Annotated in this window: 17 protein-coding genes and 1 pseudogene; 13 read left to right on the plus strand and 5 right to left on the minus strand. The window is 60.8% G+C overall.

The window, feature by feature from the left end; genetic code table 11:
* The first annotated feature begins 3 nt into the window (after positions 1–3).
* From H351_RS30290 to H351_RS30305, 4 genes are all read left to right on the plus strand, one after another.
* Positions 4–921, plus strand: a complete 918-nt coding sequence (locus tag H351_RS30290) for an SDR family NAD(P)-dependent oxidoreductase (protein WP_051636675.1) — start codon at positions 4–6, stop codon at positions 919–921.
* Positions 918–2,909 carry a flavin-containing monooxygenase gene (locus H351_RS30295; RefSeq protein WP_030003127.1) on the plus strand — a complete coding sequence of 664 codons (1,992 nt, stop codon included), beginning with the start codon at positions 918–920 and terminating at the stop codon, positions 2,907–2,909. The genes H351_RS30290 and H351_RS30295 overlap by 4 nt, the downstream gene beginning before the upstream one ends.
* Positions 2,906–3,247, plus strand: a complete 342-nt coding sequence (locus H351_RS30300) for a hypothetical protein (protein ID WP_030003126.1) — start codon at positions 2,906–2,908, stop codon at positions 3,245–3,247. Before H351_RS30295 ends, H351_RS30300 begins: the two co-directional genes overlap by 4 nt.
* A gap of 1,405 nt (positions 3,248–4,652) precedes the next feature.
* Entirely contained in the window at positions 4,653–5,489 is an 837-nt protein-coding gene (locus H351_RS30305; protein ID WP_030003125.1) for an SDR family NAD(P)-dependent oxidoreductase, read from the plus strand.
* A 524-nt stretch (positions 5,490–6,013) separates the two neighbouring features.
* Here the strand turns inward: H351_RS30305 and H351_RS30310 are convergent.
* Both H351_RS30310 and H351_RS30315 read right to left on the minus strand, forming a co-directional pair.
* A complete protein-coding gene (locus H351_RS30310) occupies positions 6,014–6,649 on the minus strand; it encodes a TetR/AcrR family transcriptional regulator (RefSeq protein WP_051636674.1) in 636 nt (211 codons plus the stop codon).
* A 115-nt stretch (positions 6,650–6,764) separates the two neighbouring features.
* Positions 6,765–7,601 carry an IclR family transcriptional regulator gene (locus tag H351_RS30315; RefSeq protein ID WP_037121678.1) on the minus strand — a complete coding sequence of 279 codons (837 nt, stop codon included), beginning with the start codon at positions 7,599–7,601 and terminating at the stop codon, positions 6,765–6,767.
* Between the two features lie 586 nt (positions 7,602–8,187).
* On the opposite strand from H351_RS30315, the gene H351_RS30320 reads away from it, so the two are divergent.
* On the plus strand, positions 8,188–9,636 hold the full coding sequence (locus H351_RS30320; protein ID WP_030003122.1) for a DHA2 family efflux MFS transporter permease subunit: 1,449 nt from the start codon (positions 8,188–8,190) through the stop codon (positions 9,634–9,636).
* A gap of 77 nt (positions 9,637–9,713) precedes the next feature.
* Here the strand turns inward: H351_RS30320 and H351_RS30325 are convergent, their stop codons facing one another.
* The gene (locus H351_RS30325) at positions 9,714–10,337 is read right to left on the minus strand and encodes a TetR/AcrR family transcriptional regulator (RefSeq protein WP_030003121.1); all 624 of its coding nucleotides are present in this window, start codon (positions 10,335–10,337) and stop codon (positions 9,714–9,716) included.
* A gap of 117 nt (positions 10,338–10,454) precedes the next feature.
* Between H351_RS30325 and H351_RS30330 the strand changes: the two genes are divergently transcribed.
* Entirely contained in the window at positions 10,455–11,240 is a 786-nt protein-coding gene (locus H351_RS30330; protein ID WP_030003120.1) for an SDR family NAD(P)-dependent oxidoreductase, read from the plus strand.
* Positions 11,241–11,424: 184 nt separating this feature from the next.
* Positions 11,425–12,306, plus strand: a complete 882-nt coding sequence (locus H351_RS30335; protein WP_030003119.1) for an LLM class flavin-dependent oxidoreductase — start codon at positions 11,425–11,427, stop codon at positions 12,304–12,306.
* A gap of 770 nt (positions 12,307–13,076) precedes the next feature.
* Here the strand turns inward: H351_RS30335 and H351_RS30345 are convergent.
* On the minus strand, positions 13,077–13,745 hold the full coding sequence (locus H351_RS30345) for a TetR family transcriptional regulator (protein WP_081051246.1): 669 nt from the start codon (positions 13,743–13,745) through the stop codon (positions 13,077–13,079).
* A 194-nt stretch (positions 13,746–13,939) separates the two neighbouring features.
* On the opposite strand from H351_RS30345, the gene H351_RS32020 reads away from it, so the two are divergent.
* Positions 13,940–14,125, plus strand: a complete 186-nt coding sequence (locus H351_RS32020; protein WP_144440164.1) for a hypothetical protein — start codon at positions 13,940–13,942, stop codon at positions 14,123–14,125.
* A gap of 349 nt (positions 14,126–14,474) precedes the next feature.
* A complete protein-coding gene (locus tag H351_RS30350; protein WP_030003116.1) occupies positions 14,475–15,155 on the plus strand; it encodes a GntR family transcriptional regulator in 681 nt (226 codons plus the stop codon).
* A gap of 110 nt (positions 15,156–15,265) precedes the next feature.
* Here H351_RS30350 and H351_RS33015 read toward each other — a convergent pair.
* Positions 15,266–15,628 (minus strand): annotated as a pseudogene (locus H351_RS33015) (transposase); the annotation flags it as partial.
* Between the two features lie 1,180 nt (positions 15,629–16,808).
* On the opposite strand from H351_RS33015, the gene H351_RS30355 reads away from it, so the two are divergent.
* The 4 genes from H351_RS30355 to H351_RS30370 are packed head-to-tail and all read left to right on the plus strand — an operon-like array spanning position 16,809 to position 22,058.
* Positions 16,809–18,233 carry an ABC transporter substrate-binding protein gene (locus H351_RS30355; protein WP_030003115.1) on the plus strand — a complete coding sequence of 475 codons (1,425 nt, stop codon included), beginning with the start codon at positions 16,809–16,811 and terminating at the stop codon, positions 18,231–18,233.
* A 60-nt stretch (positions 18,234–18,293) separates the two neighbouring features.
* Positions 18,294–20,552 carry an ABC transporter permease gene (locus tag H351_RS30360; protein WP_030003114.1) on the plus strand — a complete coding sequence of 753 codons (2,259 nt, stop codon included), beginning with the start codon at positions 18,294–18,296 and terminating at the stop codon, positions 20,550–20,552.
* Positions 20,545–21,288 (plus strand): ABC transporter ATP-binding protein, encoded by a 744-nt coding sequence (locus tag H351_RS30365; RefSeq protein WP_030003113.1) that lies wholly within the window; start codon positions 20,545–20,547, stop codon positions 21,286–21,288. The genes H351_RS30360 and H351_RS30365 overlap by 8 nt, the downstream gene beginning before the upstream one ends.
* Positions 21,285–22,058, plus strand: coding sequence for an ABC transporter ATP-binding protein (locus tag H351_RS30370; protein WP_081051248.1), 774 nt, complete (start codon positions 21,285–21,287; stop codon positions 22,056–22,058). Before H351_RS30365 ends, H351_RS30370 begins: the two co-directional genes overlap by 4 nt.
* Positions 22,059–22,060: the final 2 nt, after the last annotated feature.

Raw genomic sequence — 22,060 nt, forward strand, 5'->3', positions numbered from 1 at the left:
GCGATGACTAAGGAAACCGACCAGGCTTCGGCCAACTCGACGGTCGTCGCACCCACTCGTTTCGCGGACGGCGTCGCTGTCGTCACGGGCGCCGCGGCGGGCATCGGAGCGGGACTCGTCCGTCACCTCGCGCATCTCGGCATGCTGGTGATCGTCGCCGACGTCGACGAACCGGGCGCGAAGCAGATCGCCACGGAGATCGTGGCCAAGGGTGGACGCGCCGAGCCGTATCGCGTGGACGTCAGCGACCCGGACGACGTCGAGGGCATGGCGGCGTTCGTCTTCGAATCCCACGGCGGGGTGGACCTGCTTATCAACAACGCAGGTGTCGAGTCGGCCGGTCTGCTGTGGGAGATCGACCGTGATCGCTGGCAGCGGGTGATGCAGATCAACGTCGACGGCGTGTTCTTCTGTCTGCGGTCGTTCGTCCCGCGGATGATCCAGGCGGGTACCCCGTCGTACATCGCGAACCTGTCCTCCGTGGGTGGACTGAACAGTGCCGCCGTCCAGTCCCCCTACATCGTGAGCAAGCATGCGGTTCAAGCGATGACCGAGAGCCTGTACCAGGACCTCGCAGTGGTCGACGCGCCGATCCAGGTCAGCGCGGTGATCCCGCATTCGATCCGGAGCGACATCTTCACGTCGGCTCAACGTGAGGCCCCGACGGGTAACGAAACGGCGAACGAGGTGTTCGCCGCGATGCAGCGGGACAACGTCGAGAAGGGGCTGGACCCCCTCGTTGCTGCCGAGCACATGATCGAGCAGATTGCGCGCGGAGACTTCTGGATCTACTCCGACGACGAGATCTGCATTGCCTCAGCACAGCGACGCGGTAGCCAGCTGCTCGATCTCAGACCACCGGCCGACCCACGCGAGATGTTGCTCCGCATGGGTGTGCCCCTTCCGAAAGGTGAACAATGACCGAGACGATAGCCGCAGATGTGGCGGAAAACGTGCCCGGTGGTGACCGCGAGGTTGAGCTGCACGCAGCGATCGACAGCTGTGATCCCGCGCCGTTGCTGATGTCTCTCGTACACGTGACCGGCGACCCGAGCCTCCTCGAAGAGTTCAGGTCGCGGTTGACGATCACAGAGCCGGGCAACCACTACAAGACAGGTATCAAGCCCACCGCTCCTCCCGGGCAGTACCCGGCAGACGTGATTGCCGACATTCGATCCCGCGCGCACGAGCTGCTGTCCGTAGACATGATGGACCGTCTCGGTACACCCGACCGGGAACTATTCGGCCGCATGGCGACTGTCGCGACCTCGGAGCGGGTCGACGTCGAATTCTTGCCGATCCTGCTTGAGCAGGCGGGTTTCTCGCCAAGCGAACGCAAGGTGCCGGTGACGGTCGCGCCCCCGGCCGAGTTCTCGGTGATCGTGATCGGCGCGGGCATTGTCGGCATCAACGCCGCGATCAAACTCGGCGAGGCGGGCTTCTCGTATCGGGTGTTCGAGTCCCGCAACGAGATCGGCGGAACCTGGTCGCGCAACACCTATCCGGGAGCTGCGGTCGACACGCCGAGCCACTACTACTCTTACTCGTTCGAGCTGAATCCGAATTGGTCGAAGTACTACCCCTCCGGCGTCGAGTATCAGAAGTATCTTCGTGGCGTCGTCGACGCCTACGGGATCGTCGACAACATCTCGTTCAACACCCGCGTGCTTTCCGTCATCTGGCTGGAGAGTGAGAACGTGTGGGAGGTGACGACAGAGACAGCCGACGGCACCCGTGAGGTGCAGAGGGCCGCCGCGGTGGTCACGGCGCTTGGCATGCTCAACTCACCGAACATCCCGGACATCGAGGGCCTGAACTCGTTTGGTGGCACAGTGATTCACACCGCCGAGTGGGACGAGAACCTGGACCTGACGGACAAGCGGGTGGTCGTGCTCGGCACAGGCTGCACCTCCGTGCAGGTGGTCGCGAACATCGTTGAGCAAGTTCGGTCGATGGACGTGGTAGTGCGGTCGCCGCACTGGATTGTGCCCGAGAAGACCGTCGTTCACGAGGTCTCGGACGGCGAGCGGTGGGCGATGGCGAACATTCCGCGCTTCAACGAGTGGTTCCGGCTACGGTCTTACTGGTTCGCATCGGACAATCTGTACGTGTTGCCCCGCATCGACGAGGAGTGGGCGCAGACGCACTTCTCGGCCTCCGCTGCCAACGAGATGGTGCTCAAAACGGCGACTGAATACCTGCAGAAGAGCTTCGCGGACCGCCCCGACCTGATCGAGAAGCTGACGCCCGACTTCCGGCCGTATGGCAAGCGGATCGTGAAGGACCCTGGGTTCTTCAAGGCGTTGACCCGTGACCACGTGAACCTGCACCGGGCATCGTTCCAACGCGTCGACCACGACGGGGTGCTTACCACTGAGGGCGAGTACATCCCCGCGGATGTCATCATCCTGGCGACGGGTTTTCAGCTGGAGTTCACCACTTCGATCGAAATCGCCGGCCGCGACGGCCGAACCCTCGCGGACGTGTGGGAGGGCGGTGACAACCCGCGCGCCTACCTCGGTATTCAGGTGGCCGGATTCCCGAACTTGTTCGTGACCGCAGGCCCGAACTCGGCGCCAAACCACGGCGCCGGCCACAACATCCTGAGCGAGGAGCACGTCCATTATGTGATCGAGTGCCTCCAGTACCTGCTGGAGAACGATCACGCCGCGATGGACGTCAAGCAGGAGGTGCTCGACGACTACAACCGCCGGGTCGACGAGGCACTCGACAAGACGGTCTGGGTGCATCCCGGTGCCACGGTGAACGGCTACTACCGCAACAGCCAGGGGCGCGCAATTGTGCCCTGCCCGTGGCGACTGGTCGACTACTGGACGCTCTTGCGGGAACCCAACCCGGTCGACTTCGAGTTCATCGACGGCGCCGGAGCGAAGGGAGACAACGCATGATCGCCACCACCACCATGTCGGTTGATGTCATGACGAGCGACGGGCTCGTCGGGTCTGGGCACGGCGCAGGCGGCCCACGAGACGAGACTCTCGACACTGGTCACGGAGAAGCCCGAGTACGTCGGAGACCCACCGCCCGCACCGGCGGAACGGGCTCGATCCCGAGCAACCTGCTGCGCGAAGCTGACACCATCCAACACGGTCACGGACGCCGCACACTGCCTGCAGTCCCTGGCTGTAGGCAGCTCAAGCGAGGAGCGCCACGAATGCTTTTTCGCGTCAGGCGGGCAGCCGTCGAGAAGCTCAGGGACTCGCCTACGGCCAATTCGCTTGCGTGACACCGTAACTTCCGCCTCCTGGCCGAGGTGGAATCGGGGCCGCGGGCGCCCTCCCGGTGGTCGGGATGGCAACCGCGGCGCTGCCGCCTCAGCGGTTAGGTTCGCTCTCGTATAAGTTCGGAGAGGAGCATTCGATGACGATGCAAGCATTGGGTTGCGACACTTGTGGCCGGAAGGTCCTGGTGGAGAAATTCAGCCAAGCCCACACCTCCATCCAATGGACGACGGATGCATCAGAGTGCCCGCTTATCTCGGCCTCCTCGACCCGGGTGGGCGATCCACGGCGTGGATGCCCGTCTCTTCGGAAGAGTATCGACGAGGCGGTCCGCTCAGCTGAACTGGGCGAGTCTTGTCTAGAGCTTCCCGTCGGGGCAGGCATTCCGCGACTTCATTGAGACCGCTAACCAGCAAGTCGGCGCCAGTCAATGCCGAGGGACCGAGTAGCATTCGGCCGGATTGCCCAGCGTTCCGGCTGAGTGTTGCGCACGGTGGTCCGCGAGTGTGAGGCAGCGTGTTGCGCGAAGATTGTTGCCACCCGGGACTGACGCGTCGTACCGTCGGGCAGTGAGATACGGGATTTACGATGCCGTGCTTATCGTCTCCGACGGCGGTACCAATCGGGTGCCGCAGCCAAGGACGCATGAGTCGCCGTGGCGGCCGCACAGGCGAAGTCGGATCTCGCGGCAAGGCACAGAGCGCGGTGTCTTGCCTCATTCAGGTCGCCCGGGCGAAGTCACTCCCCGCGGTCGATGCGAATCCAGGTTTGAGGAACAGCTGGAACACCCTCTCGTCATTTGCTTCGAGGTTCGACTCCCCAAGGTCGTCTGAGCCTCGATGTCGGGTCGGAAGATCCTGGCGCCGAACCGAGAATTACGTGCCCTTTCATCCTGTGAGAGTTTGCAGACTTCCACTGGAGTTCGGTTGTCTAGGGGCACGGAAGCTGCTGAGTGCACTTCAGGGACGAGACCTGGCCGCGCTCGGCGTCTCGCCTAGGCGCGTGCACTTTCGGAGGTTTCTGCACCAACTCGGCTGAAGTCGCACGTCGATCCGCCGGTGTACGGCCACGACGATGCTCGTCTCGGACTTGTCGGTTACGGACAGATATCCCGGTTGGTGGGAAGGGTAGAGGACTCATTGAAAATGTCGGCAGACAATAACGAAAATTCTGAAAGCACTGCTTGAAGGAAGGACAAGCTACCAAAATAGGTCCGTTACCCGGCGGCCACATGGACGTGATCACCGATCGCTGGATTCTGGACGGCCTGCGCCGCGTTGATCGCGCCGGCCGCGGACATTGCCGAGACCAAACGGATACAAACTCGGTTCCCGATGGCTCAATTCTTCGAAAGGTATTGGCGCGCAACGGGTACCGGTATTGAACCGAAGCCTCAACAGGAGCTATCTTATGAGAGAATTGCGTGATCGAATCGCCGTTGTGACAGGGGCGGCCCAGGGCATCGGATACGGCTTGTCGGTTCGGTTTCTCCAGGAAGGTATGAAGGTTGTCCTTGCCGACAAGGACGCCCAACGACTGGAGTTGGCGGCACAAGAACTGTCGGCGCTGGGCGAGATTCTGGCAGTCGAAACCGACGTCGCAGACGCTCGATCGGTCGAAGGGCTGCGCGATGCGGCCGTTGACCGGTTCGGAGCCGTCCACGTGCTGTGTAACAACGCGGGCGTCGGCGGAATACAGCGCTTCAGCACCATCAGTGAGATGACGTGGGAATGGACTGTCGGTGTAAACCTGTGGGGTGTCATTCACGGCTGCAGGATTTTTCTGCCGGTGCTTGCGGAACAAGATGAAGCCTACATCGTCAACACTGCCTCGATGGCGGGCTTTACAACTGGCCCTTACCAGGCCGACTACAAGGTTACCAAGGCAGGCGTCGTGGCGTTGTCAGAGGCGCTCTCCAATGAATTCGCCGTGGAGCACCCCAACGTAAGTGTCGCGGTACTGTGCCCGGCCTATACCGCCACGGCAATCCGGCACGAAGAGCGCAACGCCCCAGAGGGGCATGTACCGCGCGCACAGGCCGATCCCAAGATCGCGGAGCTGCGTGAGAAGGTGTACCGGGCAATTGAGCAAGAGGGCATCTCGCCCGAAGTAGTTGCGGAGATGGTGGTCAAGGCGATGGCGGCGCGGCGAACTCATGTCTTCCCTCATCCGGAATGGCTCGACACGTGGCAGCAGCGCGTCGACCTGGTCAAGATGCAAGCCGCGCCCTTCACCATGACGGGCTGACCCGACATTCGAACGCGCTGTACGAAAGCACTTCGCAATGGCGAGTCGACGCTGGGGCTCTTGTAAGCGCGTGAGGAAGTTCCCGCACTACGCCGGATCGGAGTAACTGCTGTCCGGGCCCACGCGTTACCTTGGCACGCCGCTGGTCGGCGTGAAGCTACATCCCACAATGGCGGAATCGGCCCACGTGACTGGGGGAGCGGAAACAGCAGCATCCCGTGAAGCGGCTCGCGTGATCCTGATTCATGAGGCGGCGCGATCACACGCGAGGGGGTGAGGTGTTGCGCGAACTGCTGATCTCCGTCGATTGGCGTTCGCCTCTGGCCCGGACCTTCGTGCCAGGCACACTCCGCGTTCGCCGTCAGTGACGTTGAGCCGCCCGTGGCTCCCGACGCGTCACGTAGTCACGATAATCTCCGAAGGGCTTCATTGGGGTTGAAGTGGCCGATCGCTCGTAGGTCCAGGGAGCCAGTCCCCGGTGCACGCCAGCGTTGTAAGTCTGACTTCTTGGGTGCTCTTCGCAATCATGATCGTTTGCTCTCTGTAGTTGGATCAGTCTCCGGCAACCACGGTCGCGCGAGCGCCGTGAACGACTTGGTGTGCAGGGCTCGCAGACCGTTGATCCCGCCGGAGCGGCCGTTGTCCGTCCATTCCATGTAGGAGGCGCGAGAGGCAGTCATGATGGTCAGAGCCGTGACACGGCGGGTGAAGTGCTCTTGAGGATGCACGGACCACCTTACTAGCCATTCACTTATTGCATCGATGAGATTTCGATCAGTGCTTTCCCATCGCAATCGATATTCGGGCGTGGCCATGAGCAACTCGAGCAACTCGGCGTGCTGAGCGGGACCTGCAGCGACTTCTCTTGTGAAGAGCTCGACCAACGTGTCGACGATGTCGCACATGCCAGGATCGGACTCACTGAGGGAGCAGATCAACGAACGGTTGGAGCGTTCGAACAGCGGTGAGATCAGATCGGCCTTCGACGGGAAATGCCGGTAGAAAGTCCGTTCAGAAACTTCGGCCCGTTGCGCTATGGATTCGACTGTGACGGCGGTGGAACGGCACTCAAGGAACAGGTCCCGCGCAGCGAGCGCAACCGTGAGCCGAACGTCCTCAAAGCGGCGTTCGAGGAGCCTGCTGCTGCGAGCACTGCTCATGTCTCCTCCTGGTTCGAATGGGGCGATGGTACCGGTTGCAGATGCGGCGGCCGACCTCTCGGTTGCCCGCGCCGGATGAAGATTTCAGTAGGGGTTCTGGGACCGTGTCCGTTGCTCACCCCACCCGTGGCTCATCCTCGAACATGGAGGCGGAATATCGGGTTCGTTCGGACCGCTGGGCCCCTGAAGGCGGCGATGCCGGCCGCCGGGTGGGACCACGTTGTGCAGCCCTCCAGATCGCGCGCCCGGTCTGCCGCAGATGCATTTCGATGCCGGGCTTCTGCACGAATTCGGATGGACCCCAAACTGACAACGCGGTCGACGCGTCTTCCGGCGGGCCGATCTGTACCGCCAAGGAAGTCGAACCGAGCAGGAATTCCTCTCGGTTCAGCGCCACACCCGAATCTCGAATCGCAGCCAATGCCCGATCCAGCTCGATCTGCGACCTGATGCTGTGGCGCGTCTTAGCGTGGATGCCGCTGAAGTCGATCCCGGGTCTGCGCTCGGGTAGCAGGCATGCGAGGAGCATCTTGCCACTCGCGGTCATATGCGCAGGATGAACGATGCCACGGCGCAGCGGTGCCGCCCAGTCGGTCCACACATTGTCGATGTACACGACATCGGAACCCGAGAGCGCGGCGAGGTAGACACTCATACCAGTGGTTCGGCTAAGTCTGGCCATGTGAGGCATCGCCACACGGTGAACGCTGTGCTGCGTGACCGCAGCGCTGCCCAACTCGTAGAGCTTGACACCTACTTGGTAGTCGAAGCCGTCGCGAGTCACGACGCCGAGGTCGACCAACTGCTGGAGCAGGCGATGCACAGAGGAGCGGGGGAGGCCGGTCTGCCGCGCGATTCGGGACGACGTGAGGGTGGTTGCGCCAGAGAAAGCGCTCAAGACCGCGATCACCCGGTCAACGACGGCATTCGGGGTCTCGTCGCGGAACGTCATGGTGAACATCCTTCACTGAGCTGGTATCTGTCTACATGGCAGATGCTGTCACACGGTGACGGCAATCACAACTGCCCCGGTGTGATCTCTCCTCCACAGCTGAAGGCCTGGACGCATCAGGTTGGGACAAACTGCGCTGAATCCGTCAACGTGGTGCTGTCGCTCGGGTAACGGGAGGGCGTCATCGCGCAATCGCGTAGGTTCGATTGGCACCATCGGTCAACGAGCTAATATGAAGCGGAGCAGAGGGCGAATCAAGCGATTTGCCTGCACGCATGTCATCAATGAGCGCGCTCAGCGCGATGTCGACCACGAAATCGTTGGTGTGGTTTAGATTTGGCCTCAGATCCGCTCGATCTTCGCGAATTCGGTTGGATTTCCAATAGCTTGTGTCGATCGCAAGGATCGTTGGCCACGCCGCGACGAAACATCTTCTCGTTGTCCGTGAGGAGTCCGCTGCTGGCGTCGGAGTATCGAGGAAAGTCGACGCCAACCTCGTCATGTGTTGCTCACCCTTGCAACACGTCTCATACCTTCAATTATTTAGAGCAATTTTCCTTCGAAACAGAGAGTCCGTGATCGCGGTATGCACATTCAAGAAACACAGGCTCCCACAGGCACCGCGCAACCGGAAGCCCTGGACAAGGGCAGCAAATTATTGATCGGCGTGCTGGTTGTTTCCGCGTTCGTGATGATCCTCAACGAGACGATCATGGGCGTGGCATTGCCGCGGCTGATGGTGGACCTCGACATCACTGCCAGCACAGCGCAGTGGCTGACCACCGGCTTCCTACTCACCATGGCCGTGATCATCCCGACTACGGGCTATCTGTTCCAACGCTTCACCCTCCGGCAAGTCTTCGCAGCAGCGATGACGCTCTTCAGCATCGGCACGCTCCTCGCGGCATCTGCACCCGGATTCGAACTTCTGCTGGCTGGACGAGTGATCCAAGCCGGTGGCACCGCGATCATGCTCCCACTGTTGATGACCACAGTCTTGCGTGTGGTTCCCGTGGACAAGCGTGGATCGATGATGGGGGTGATCTCCATCGTGATCGCCGTCGCCCCGGCGATCGGCCCTACCCTCTCGGGTGTGATCCTGCGCTCGCTGGACTGGCGGTGGATGTTCTGGATCGTGTTGCCGATCGCCCTGGTCGCGTTTGCCGTCGGTTCGGCGTTGGTCAGGAACCTCACCACGATCGGCGCGGCTCCGTTCGACGGGTTGTCGGTCCTATTGTCCGCGTTCGCATTCGGGGGAATCGTGTACGGGCTCGGCAGCCTCGGGCACTCGGCCGAGGGATCCGGGGTGCCGGTGTGGGTATCGCTCGGCGTCGGCGTCGCCGCGCTGGCGGTGTTCGTGCTGCGTCAGTTGTCGCGACAAGAGGACGGACGTGCGCTGCTGGATCTGCGGCCGTTCCTGACTCCGACGTTCAGCATCGGGCTGGTGATGTTGGCGATCAGCATGATGGCGTTGTTCGGTGCGCTGATTCTGCTTCCGCTGTACTTGCAGAATGTGCTCGGCTTGGACACGTTGAAGACAGGTCTGGTGCTTTTGCCCGGCGGTCTGCTCATGGGAGTTCTGGCGCCGTTCGTCGGGCGGGTGTTCGACCGTGTCGGTCCCCGCCCTCTGGTTATCCCGGGTGCTGTGGTGGTCAGTGGCGCGTTGTGGCTGATGACATTCCTGGACACGGAAACCGGGTTGCCTGTGGTGGTCGGGATACATTCGCTGCTGATGGCGGGTTTGGCGTTGGTGATGACACCGCTGATGACGTCCTCGCTCGGATCGGTTCCGGCGGAGTTGTATTCGCATGGCAGCGCCATTTTCAATACTGGTCAGCAGTTGGCTGGTGCGGCGGGTACAGCGCTGTTCGTGACGATCATGTCGAACACTGCTGCCTCCCGCCTCTCCGAGGGCGCGGCTGACGTCGCTGCTCAGCAGTCAGGTATTCACACGGCATTCGTGTGGGGTGGCGTTATATCTTTGATGGCGGTGGCGGGATCGTTCTTCATCAAGAAACAGGGCGTCCGACGATAATGCCCACTTTCCGCAGCGTGCAATTTACGCTGGCGCATCAGGCAAGAAAAGGCAGAACGTAGTTGTGCGTTATGATTTCAGCCGGGTAGTACGCCACCGCTCAATTTGTGAAAACAGCGCACCGCCACTGCGGCCGGTCCGTGCGGACCCTTAGCAGTCGCGTCGGTTTCGGCCCAACTCTCGAATGCGATGCGTATCGCAGCGGTCGCCGCAGCCGCGACAATGCGTATCGTCAGGGCGTTTTCTCTTGGAATGACCACTTGTGCCAGAACTTTTCGAAGTTGAGCTTCGGAGTCACCGTTGACGCGATTCCACACTGCCGCGAGGGAGGGGTTTCGCGCAACCACTCGGAGTAACTGTCTCATCTGTTCCGAGTCTGACTCGACGGACGTTTCTGGATCGAGTGCAGCTTTGATTGCATCTTCTATTGCTCTCAGCGGTCCGTTCTCTGCGGCAGCGGAACTCGCCACCAGCCATTGCCACTGGTCGGCACCAGCGGAAAGAAGTGGACCAATTGCGTCTTCCTTCGTCGAAAAATAGCGATAGAACGTCCGAGGCGAGACACCTGCCCGTCTTGAGATGTCCGCCGCGGTAACTCGCGAGAAGTCCTGCTCAAAGCACAGTTCGGTGGCGGCGTGGGCGATCGCCAGCTCCGTCTCGGCCTTGCGCTTGTCCATCAAAGAGACGGTTATGTCCGACATCGACCCATGGTATCTGTCGGTCCCTGTCAGTCCGCATCCGGATTGATGGCAATTTGTGCCAGAATGTCATAGAATGCCACGTATTCAGAATTTTCTCATCGACGACAGGATGTCAAAATGGATCGTTTCGAAGGACGCAGAGTTCTCGTCACCGGTGGCGGGTCAGGAATCGGACAGGCAACCGTGCTGAGGATCCTCGCCGAGGGCGGTTCGGTCGTGGCGGCCGATATCAGTGAGGCTGGATTGGCAGACACCGTGGAGAAGCACGCTCACGGCTCCGATTGCCTGAAAACTCAGGTTCTCGACGTCTCGGACGAGCAATCGGTGATCGCCGGCGTCCGCAGCGCGGTCCAGGTTCTCGGGGGCCTTGACGTGCTGGTGAATGCCGCTGGGATTCTTCGCTCATCGCATACTGCTGCGACATCCTTGTCGGCTTTCGAGCAAGTGATCCGCATCAATCTCACGGGCACGTTTTTGGTCATCCGGGAAGCGCTCCCTGCATTGCTGGAGGGCACCAAGTCGGCCGTCGTGAATTTCAGTTCGACGTCCGCCAATTTTGCGCATCCCTACATGTCTGCTTATGCCGCCAGTAAAGGTGGGATTCAGTCGATGACACACGCACTTGCTGCTGAGTATTCGCAGGAGGGTATTCGATTCAACTCGGTTCAGCCGGGGTCGATTTCCTCTGGAATGACCGACGCGAGCGGTAAGAGTCGCCAGAGCGTAGGGCCAGGCATACCGGAGGACGCCGATTACCGGGTGTTCTCCAAGTTGGTGCCCGCCTTGGGGGAGGGATTCGCCGAGCCGTCCGCGGTTGCAGGCGTCGTGGCGATGCTCGCCAGTGACGATGCCGCATTCATTACCGGTACCGAGGTACGTATCGATGGTGGTACACATTTCTGAACTCGATCCGCGCTGAGGATGCGTCGGCGGAATCGGCACCGGAGTGCCCGCTGACGCTCACTCGCTGGCAGCGGGGGCCGCAGGTTGTTGTGAATGTGGCGGATCCCAGTTCTCGACATCGAGCACGATAGTGCCTCGGTGGCACAGCGCTCGAAACGGGGCATAAACGAAGGGAGCAATCGGAATGGATCTATCAATGGGGCTTCCGTCTTTCATTCCTCACGGACGCAATGAAGAACTCACATGGTGCCGGAAGATCGACGAGGGACCGTGGGACGGCCTGGCGATCTGCGATCGATTGGTCTACGACAGTTGGGCATTGACTGTTCAGCTCGCCGCTGCCGCGGCTGTGACCGAGCGCGTGAAACTGTGGACTGCAATCGCAACACTTCCGACGCGGAATGCCGTCCATTTTGCCAAGGAGATGGCAACGATAGACCAGCTTTCAGCGGGTCGCCTGACACTAGGTGTTGGGATAGGGGGCCAAGGTGAGGATTACGCCGCGACTGGAACCGAAACTTCTTTTCGCCGAAGGCAAATGGATGAACATGTAGCTGCGATGAAGGATGTCTGGTCTCAGAAGCCACCGGTGGAAGGTTACGGTCCGGTCGGCCCCCGTCCGTATAGGGGCAGCACAGTGCCCCTCGTCGCAGGCGTGTCCGGCCCGAAAGCGCTTGCGCGCGCTGCGCAGTGGGCTGATGGTGTCAATGATCCCAACCAGACTATCCAGCTCGACGGACAGAACCTGTCCGACCAAAGGAAACTGGTCGTCAAAGCATGGGCCGATGCCGGGCGCGACGAAGTCCCGCATTTCTCGGCGTGTATGTGGTTCGCCCTCGGACCCGACCCTGAGGAGCAGTTCACTCGACACTTGGGCGAGTTCTTCCAGTCCTACGGGGCAGATGTATCAGCGAAATACTCGCGGGCTTCTCCCAACTTCGGCGCCACGGGTCTGTTGAACGCTGTAAGTGGTGCGCGGGAAGCGGGGGTCGACGACTTGATTCTCATTCCCACCACCTCGGACCCTTCGGAGATCGACCGGGCTCGGGAAGTACTGGGGATCTAGTGCCGTTCGTTCACGCCCACGAGCGACCGTTTCATTGTTATCGGTTAGTAAACCATTCTTTCTTCCATTGACGACTCTCCGAGGCGAACGTATTCTCGAACGAGAGTCGGACATACGTCCCACTCTGGCGGTTGTCGTAACGTCGCTCATCGATGCCTGTGATACCGAGGATTCCAGGCAGACGACCGACGCGTGTTGGCGCGTAGACATATCAGGCATGAGCTAATGGCAATTCCGTCCTGTTCTCGACGCGTCGAGGGTTCCGCAACCGCCACCGCCTCAACCATCAAAAGGGCTGGTGCATTGTGAATACTGCTCTTCGCATCGCTACATGTATCGGAGACACATGGATCGAGGCGGGCGCGCCCGATGACGAAGCCTCGCCAGGCGAAATCGTTCGTATCCAGGCGGAAGACCTTCGCGAAGCGCAGCGCCGCACGTCGGGAATACGGGCAGATGCACGTGCGGGAAACCGCGATGTTGCAGTGTTCTTGGACATCGAGTCGTATACAGCGGTCGATGCACGCACAGCCAGGTCTGAACTTGCCTCGATCTGTTCGGACGAACCAACGTCGGTTCGATACGTCGGAACTGAAGCGGGACTTCTTAGTCTCATCTCCGACATCACGGCTGCCGGCGTGGCTGACGGTGTCACTATCCTTCGATTAGGTCCGTCCAAGGACGCGATGATGGGCAGGGGATAGTGCAGCCCAGCGCTTGTCGGTACCGTTCCAGCAGTAATGGGAATTACCACCTCGTCATTGTGGCCGTCAGTCTGTACAGGATGAAATGAGGCCAGCTGAAATTCGGTCCACTCGATCCCGATTGCTCCCGACGGAATTGCCTGACATAGTTTGCAGGAACAGGCCGTCGATCATTGCAGCGACTACTTGAGACAGGGCCTCCGCATTGACGCCAGGGTATTCATACGATTTCAAAAATGTTTCAATGCTAAAGATCGCAGGTGAGTAATCGGTTACGTCGTTGTCGCCGCCATCTGGAATTCGAGACGCCCACAGGTAAAGCTCGTATTGCGCGCGCTGGGCATTCTCGATATGTGCCCGTGATTCCGATGATGACTGTGGAGTGATCGGCTGTTCACCTCCGACGAATGCAAGGATCAGCGTCGATACCGCACCGTGTAGGGTCTTTGGCCGAGAATCGATGACCTCTTCGACGATCTGGAACACGAGTTGATGGGAACGGTCCCAGGCGTCTCTGAGAAGATCCTGCTTGCTTGGGTAAACATGGTTGAGGCTCGACAGCGGTACGTCTGCTTCTTGCGCGATTCTTCGCAACGAGGCTGCAGCTATGCCGTCACGGCTGATCACTCGTATTGCTGCGTCAGAGGTAAGCGTTCGCCGTACTGGCTCCCGCATGTAATGCGAGTGTTTCAACTTCAGGACTTCCTTCCTCACTCCCCGTACCCTCTGCCGCATCGCCTGGGTGTGCTCAGCGTAGCGCGGTCACGGAGTGCATGGGGTTCGTGACCCGTCGGTGGAGCAAGGATGTTCGCGCTGCCCGGTCCGGAACCGTACGGCCCGGAACGAGGGCGCAGACGAACTGCCACTTCGACGCCAACTAATTGATTAATTCACTTCTGGCCTGCAGTGGATGTGACCATAATCTGGGAGTGATTCAGAATCAGCATTCGAGGAAGGATTTGGGGTGGGTGGTGCCGGATCACATGCACACCGAACTGGTCCTCGAAGTGCTGGAATTGGCGGTCGACGCAGGCGACGTCGCAGGCTCGATCACGTACTCGGGCAGGATGGAGATCACGAAGCAGACGTGCGCACGGTACGGGTGTGGCGCCTGATGCCGTAGTAACGGCACGTGGTGGCGACCTGCCACTGACCTTATCGGCATGTGTAGCACTGCGAGTTTAAGTTTTGCTCAGCGTTTGAGTGCTCGTGGTGAATGGAATCTCCCGCTCGTCGGAACTCCAACGGTCAACAACCTCTACGAGTTTTAGACCTGGCGGCGACGAGATGTAGCTGAGAGGCAAGGCAGCAGACGCGGGTGATGCAACAATGGTGTATCCGAGATTGACGCCGATTGCCACGTGGAGTTTCGGAACTGCCAAGAAGACTTTGCTAGAGGAGAAATTCGTGTCCCGCAGATCGAAAGCGCGCCAGCCCGAGACAGTGTCAACTTTGACCGGACGAGTGGAAGTTCAGGGGCGATCGGTCTCGGAGCAGGCAGCGTCTCGAGTCGTTGCGGAGATCGAGCGAATGATCATCAGCGGGGAATTGCTCCCAGGACAGCAGATTCGGCAGGAAACCATGGCGGAGCGCCTGGGTGTCAGCCGACTGCCCATTCGGGAGGGACTGCGGCAACTTACGTCGGAGGGCCTTGTTCGGCACGTACACAATGTCGGGTACGCAGTAGCCCGGTTGGAAAAGTCGGAGTTCGACCAGATCTACCTCATGCGAGCTGCGCTCGAGAAGGAAGTGCTGCTGTCGTTACCGGTTTTTGACGACGCGGCTCTGGCGGAAGTCAAAGATCTGGCCGTCGAGATTGCTGCAGCCGCCGATTCGGAGGATTACCTGATGATGCGGATGCGAAATCGGGAGTTTCATTTCTCGATGTTCGACCGGTCGTCGCTGCAGTTGATCGTTTCGGAGCTACGTCGATTGTGGACGCTTGCCATGCCTTACCATGCCGTATATCTGTACGATCCCGAAGGGCGTGCGCGAGTGGTGCGCGAGCACGACGAAATGATCGCAGCATTGTCAGTGGGCGACAACGAGCAGCTCGTGAATTTGATGAATGCGCACCGCACCGGGGGTGAAGCCAGTACCAGTCTGATGCTTCGAGCCGGGGGAGTGACACCGCTGGCGCACTAACACACTGCCTTGCCGCATTCGGTGAATGGAGAGAACGCCTTTCATCACCTTCTCGGATTCCACTTTCTGGATTCATATTCTTTCCGCTCGTGCCAACGGAATTCGCTGGGTCAGGTGGGTGCCGGCATTGCCTCCGGCCTGGAGGATGCCGGGGTGATAAAACCGGACCTGTGCCCGCACCGATAGCCGCAGGTGCGTCTTCCGGGCATGACGGGGTACGACCGGCGATCGAAAACGACCTTCGGCCAGGTCGTTTCGGCTCTTTCTGGATGCAACGCTGCTGTTCAGGGTTAGCATTTGCATGAAGGCTGTCAGTTCAGAGGCGAGCGTAACGATCCCCAGCCAGATTTGATTCTGCGCCAAACCATGTGAAGTTGGGTTCTTCAGACCGCATCCTTGGATGTGCGAATTCGGTCCTCGCAACGGGCCCGACGACGGTGTCGTAGCTCCCAGGTTTGTAGGGTCCCGACGAGTTTGGTCAGGCCGGATTTTCGGCGGTGCGGATCAAGATGATCGCGCCAGATTGCGACACGAGTGCGCTCGCAGTGGCGTCGACAGAGAGTTTCGGGTAGCAGGACGTATGGTTACCCACCAATCTCTGTTGGTGACACGAGTCTACCGCGAATTCCTTTGAAGGCCTGAGGATAACCTTCAGGCAGCGGATCCGAATCCTGTTGTTGCGCGCCAGTACGTGATAGGCGAATGACGCTTCACCACCGGTAATCTCCGTCGATTACTGTAGGCAGCGAGGGGTGCAACGCGTCGCCTGTGGGCGCGATGGAGTCGATACCCGCGCGTCGGTGCCAGATGTTCCTCCGGTGCGCCAGGGCGATGCGCAGGTCACTCGGGAACTGCTTGTCGACGATTTCGACGTGTTCGCACGCTTAGCAGATCGAAGTAAGCGGAGGTTACTCCAAATTACTGCCACTGTGGGAACAAAATCGTTTGTATCGTCGAAGTCAGTTTTACTCGCCTCAAGTCTCACCTGCCAGGTATCCTAATCGCTGTCCGCGGCGCCGAAACGGCCTGAATCAGTGCTGAAATCATGGCGGAGCGTTTCGGATACGAGAACGAGATTCCCGAACCGTGAATTGCACGTCAGTGTTTGTAGCAACTGGCCCGGGGTGGCCACTACAAACGCTCACAAGCGATTCAGAGTGACTATTATTTGGCGCTCGGATTGTTAGTAAAAGTGACCGAATCCAGCAAATTGACCTCTCGGATAGACGCTCGGCTGCATACCACCGAAGAGTGTGGGGGCACTCCGGGTGGGAGAGACTCACGCGCTTCGCCGCAAGGTAAGGCTGTTTTGCTATCGGTAGTCCGAGGACTGCTTGCGCTAGGCGGTCGACAGGCGGTCGACACAGAACGTGAGCCAGCGGTATGCGGAAACGCGAGAGCGGTGAGTGTAGAAGGTGAGGATTTCCGGGCGCCGTTGCAAGTCATCGCCTCGGTGCACAGGGTATGAGCGACGACGCGATTGGACAACACTCTGCCGAGCATGTGATGCCACTCACTTTTCTTCCCGATGGGCGGGAGGATCGCAAATTCGGACGCGCGCACTTGAATACGCTCGCCGGACTGCAGACCCAAGCTGACTTGGCGCCCCGGTAAAACTGGATCCGAGTCGGACAACGAGGAGAGCGACCAACTGTGAAGCCCAACAAGTCCACGAAGCTGATCGTGGCACTCGCCGCGACCGCCGTTCTGGCGTCAGCCTGCGCATCGAATCGTGGTGACGATCCCTACGCCGTCGCTGTCGGCGGATCCGGCGTCGGCGCCGACCTTGCGTCGAGCACCTCCGATGCGAAGTTCGGCACCCTCGATTCGCCGTGTGGCGAAGGCGACGCCACCGGCGCAACCGATCAAGGCGTCAGCGACACCGAGATCAAGATCGGGTTCGGTGACGACCGCGGGTACGTGAAGTCACCGGGGCTGAACAAGGAAATGAGCGATGCCGTCAACGCGCTCATCTCTTGGTGCAACGATCAGGGCGGCATCAACGGCCGCAAGGTCGTCGGTACCGACTACGACGCCGCTTTAATGCAGGCCAACTCGGTCATGCAGGAAGCGTGCGGGAGTCAGTTCATGATGGTCGGGTACGGCTTCGCGATGGATCAGACCGCCGAGCAGACGCGTGTCGCCTGCAACCTGGTGTCAGTGCCAGGCTTCACCGTCTCGCCGGACGCCGCGAACGGACCCATGACGTTCCAGGGAGTTCCGTTCCCGGCTGATTACGCCAATGCCGCGGCTTGGTTCCAATTGGCGGAGCTACATCCGGACGCAGTTAGTGACTTCGATATCCTTAACAGCACCATTCCAGCCACCATTACCGCGTCTGCGAAGTCGCGGGAGATGGCCGAGGCGGCCGGTTTCAGTCTGAAGGATTGCGGCGTCACGCTGAACTACGAGGGCGAGGCGAGTTATCTCCCGTTTGCCGAGAAGTTCAAGGAGTGCGGGGCGAAGGGTATCTGGACGTCGCGTTCGCCGGTGCCCGCCGAACTGAATTTCATCAAATCGCTGGGTCAGGTCGGCATTGATCCCGTCTTCGCCGGTGAAGCCACGTGGTACGACTCCGGAGTCGCGACCTGGAACAAGGACACCGGACTGCTCGACAACCTCAACGCGGGCTCGATCTTCCAGATGCTCGAGAACGCGGACAAGGTGCCCGCAGTGAAGAAGTACGTGGATCTGGTCTCCGAGCAGGGTGGCAAGACGGCGCTCCTCGGGATGCAGGCGGCGTCGTCGTTCCTGCTGTGGGCGGCCGCCGCGGACGAGTGCGGCAGCGATCTGACGCGTCAGTGCATGGTGAACGAACTCTCGAACATTCACGAGTGGGACGGCGGCGGATTGCATGCCGTCACCGATCCCGGCAAGAACATGCCGGCCTCGTGCGGGCTGATTGTCGGTCTGACCGGAGGGACCTACTCGCAGGCGTTCCCGTCCACCGCGGGCGAATTCAAGTGCGACCCCAAGTACCTCGTCGCGACCGACAAGAGCACCTGGGGAACCGAACTCGGCGCTGACCGCGTGTCGACGAAGTACCAGAACGCCAACGTCATCAAGCCGCAGTCCTGATTCTTCCGACTCGGGCGGCGCGCGCCAACCGCCGCCCGAGTCCCTAACGAGGGTTCAGCCATGAACACTTTTGTCACTTTCACGATCCTGGGCCTGGTCCTGGGGTCGGTGTACGCGATCGCCGCCTCCGGGTTGGTGCTCACGTACAACACGTCAGGCATCTTCAACTTCGCACACGGTGCACAGGCAATGCTCGGTGCGTTCATCTACTGGCAGTTGCGCTACGGCTGGGAACTTCCCACCGTCGTCGCCTTGCTGATTTCACTGGTCCTCGTCGGTCCATTGATGGGTCTCGGGCTCTACGTCCTGATCATGAAGGGCCTGCGCGATACTGCCGAGGTCACCAAAATCGTTGTGACGGTCTCGATCCTGCTCGGGATGCTCTCGATTTCGCACTGGTTCTGGCATCCCGAGACCGCCCGAACGATGCAGATGTTCTTCGGCGACCAGTCCAAGATCACGGTGTTCGGAGCGAGCATCCGCTACCACGAGTTGATCTGCATCCTCGTTGCGATCGCAATCGCAGTCGGCCTGCGGGTTCTTTTCACACGCACCCGCGCCGGTGTTGCGATGCGCGGCGTCGTCGACGATCCGGAACTACTGCGCCTCAACGGCCACAACCCGGAGCGTCTCGCGGCACTGTCCTGGGCGATGGGTTCGACGCTCGCAGTGCTCGCCGGCATCCTGATCACCCCGATCAGCGGCGGCACACTCGAGGCGAACATGTTGACGCTCTTGGTGATCGACGCGTTTGCCGCGGCCATGTTCGGCCGGTTGCGCAGCATTCCGCGCACGTTTGTCGGCGCCGTGGTTCTCGGCCTTGCCGGTACGTACGTGTTGGCGTACTTCCCGACCAGTTGGAGTTGGACGTCGAACTTCCGTGTCTCCCTGCCGATGATCGCGCTGTTCGTCGTACTCATCGTCCTACCTCAGGACCGGCTTCGCGGTGCGGTCACTCGTACCCGTGAGCGCTACCACGTGCCGAGCGTGCGCAAGGCCGTCGTCTGGGGCGTGGCGCTGATCGTCATCGTGTACCTGATCCGTCTGCTGATGGTGACGTCCGCCGTCACGACACTGACCATCGGAATGACGTTCGCGATAATCGCGCTCTCGCTCACACTCCTCACCGGCTACGCGGGTGAATTGAACTTGGCGCCGGTGTCTTTCGGTGCTATCGCCACCATCGTGGCCTTTCACTTCGGGATCTCCGGTTCCGGGTTGGCTGCGCACCTCAACCTGTGGGGCATCGTCGTCGGAGTCCTGGTCACCGCAGTCATCGGCGGCCTCGTCGCCCTGCCGGCGCTGCGGCTCAGAGGGCTGTATCTTGCGCTTGCAACCATGGCCTTCGGAGTGTTCCTCTCCAACATGGTCCTTCGTGACACCACCGAACACGAGATGTTCGGCATGAAGTATTCGCTGTTCAAAGACGGCAACATCGCTCTCCCGCCGCTGAAGATCGGCCCGCTCGATCTGAGCAACGAGACGGTGTTCCTGATGACCGTGACCGCGCTGTTCTCGGTACTCGGCGTCGGCGTCATCGCGTTGCGTAACAGCGGCTACGGGCGCCGACTCGCTGCGATGAAGGACAGCCCGGCCGGTTCGGCCATGCTCGGCCAGAGCCTGGTTCGGCTCAAGCTGAGCGTCTTCATGATCTCTTCGGGGATCGCCGGTCTCGGCGGCATTCTGATGTCGAGCGCGATGGGTTCGGTCTCGGGTGAGAGCTTTGCCATCATGGTCAGCCTCTCGCTGCTCATGCTGACCGTCGTCGCGGGCATCGGATACGTCACCGGCGCACTGTTCGGTGGGCTCATGGCCGGAATCGGTTTTGCCGTCATCATGGTCTCGTTCACCAATCTGGCTTCGGCGCAACCGGAGTTGGAGGGAATGTGGCTGCTGCTGGGCAACATCGCCGCGGTGAGCCCGGCGCTGATCGGTATCGGTGTCGGCGCGAACCCCAGTGGCACCGTGCACAGCGTGATCGAGGGCTACCGACGGCTCGCCGATGCCAAGCCGGTTCTGATCGGCGGCGCCGCGGTCGTTCTGCTGACCTACGTCCTTGCTCTGACCGGCGTTTTGGGCAACTGGTGGTTCGCGTCCATCACGATCGCGGTGGTGTTCATGCTGCCGGTGATCGGTGAGATGGTGATGCCCCGTGCGGTTCTCACTCCGGAAGAATTGGCTGCCAAGGCGACAGTCGTTCCCGAAGACGTCGGGATCGACGTCCCGTACAGCCCCGAGATCCGTGACGAGATCGACCGCGAACTGGGGATTCCTCAGTACCAGGGCGGCTCGCCGAAGGAGTTGACCGCCCATGTCTGACACACCTCTTCTCGAAACACGCGGTGTGAGCGTTCGTTTCGGTGGGCACGTCGCGGTCAAGGACGTTTCGCTCACCGTGCAACCCGGAACCGTGACGGGACTGATCGGACCGAATGGTGCGGGCAAGACGACGCTCTTCAACACCATCACCGGGCTGCAGAAACCCACGTCAGGTCAGGTGTTTCTCGGCGGCGTCGACGTGACGAAGCTACCGCCGCACAAGCGGGCAGGTCGCGGGCTTGCACGTACCTTCCAGCGGCTCGAACTGTTCGTCTCGCTGTCGGTACGTGACAACCTGCGTGTCGCCGGAGACATCCACAAGGCGAACGGCCGCAACAAGATCGACGTGGACAGCGAGACGGATCGTCTGCTGGAGCTGACCGGGCTGACGGATGTCGCGGACAAGGACGTCGCGGACATCCCCACCGGACGCGCCCGCGTTGTCGAAGTTGCACGGGCGCTCATGACCGACCCGCGAGTGCTGCTGCTCGACGAACCGGCCTCGGGCCAGACTGAGCAGGAAACCGAGGTCTTTGCCGAGATGCTCACCGAGCTAGCGACGGGTGGACTTGGAATCTGTCTGGTGGAGCACGACATTCCGCTGGTGATGAAGGTGTGCTCGACCATTCACGTGCTCGACTACGGCGCAGTCCTCGCCTCGGGTGATCCGGAGAAGATCCGGACGGATCCGGAAGTGATCGCGGCCTACATCGGGACCGAGGAGGAGGCGGTATGACTTCAGCGAAAATTGGCGAGGCGAAAATTGGCGCGGTGAAAATCGACGAGGGATTACGCGGCGCCGACCGCCCCGAACCGCTGCTCGAACTCTCCGGTGTCCGTGCCGGTTACGGATCCATCGAGGTTCTGCACGGGGTCGATCTGGTTCTCGAACCCGGCGCCGTGGTGGCGCTACTCGGACCCAACGGTGGTGGCAAGACGTCGACGCTCAAGATCTGCTCGGGGGTCCTTCCGGTCACCCGCGGCGAGTTCCGGCTCGCGGGCCAGGTCGTGAACGGCGTCGAGCCTTCGGAGTTGGCTCGGCTGGGGGTCTGCTCCATCCCCGAGGGACGCGGGATCTTCGCCAACCTCACTGTGCGGGAAAATCTGTGGATCGCGACCGGAACGGGCGTCGGCTTGGCCGAACTCGAAGAGGTTGCGTACGGCAGGTTCCCGATCCTGGGGGAGCGGCGTGGTCAGTTGGCGGGATCGATGTCCGGTGGCGAGCAGCAGATGCTGGCGCTGTCTCGGGCACTCGGCACTCACCCGACGGTGCTCCTGCTCGACGAGCTGTCGATGGGTCTCGCACCTCGAATCGTCTCGCAGATGTACGACGTCGTCGGCTCGCTTGCAGCCGAAGGCATTTCCATTCTGGTTGCCGAGCAGTTCGCACGAGCGGTGCTCCCCATCGCGACCTCGGCCGCACTGATGTTGCAGGGACGCGTCGTGAAGACCGGCGATCCACACGACATCGAAAACGAACTTTCTACCAGTTATCTAGGAGGATGACG

Source organism: Rhodococcus erythropolis R138 (assembly GCF_000696675.2).
GTDB lineage: Bacteria > Actinomycetota > Actinomycetes > Mycobacteriales > Mycobacteriaceae > Rhodococcus_F > Rhodococcus_F erythropolis.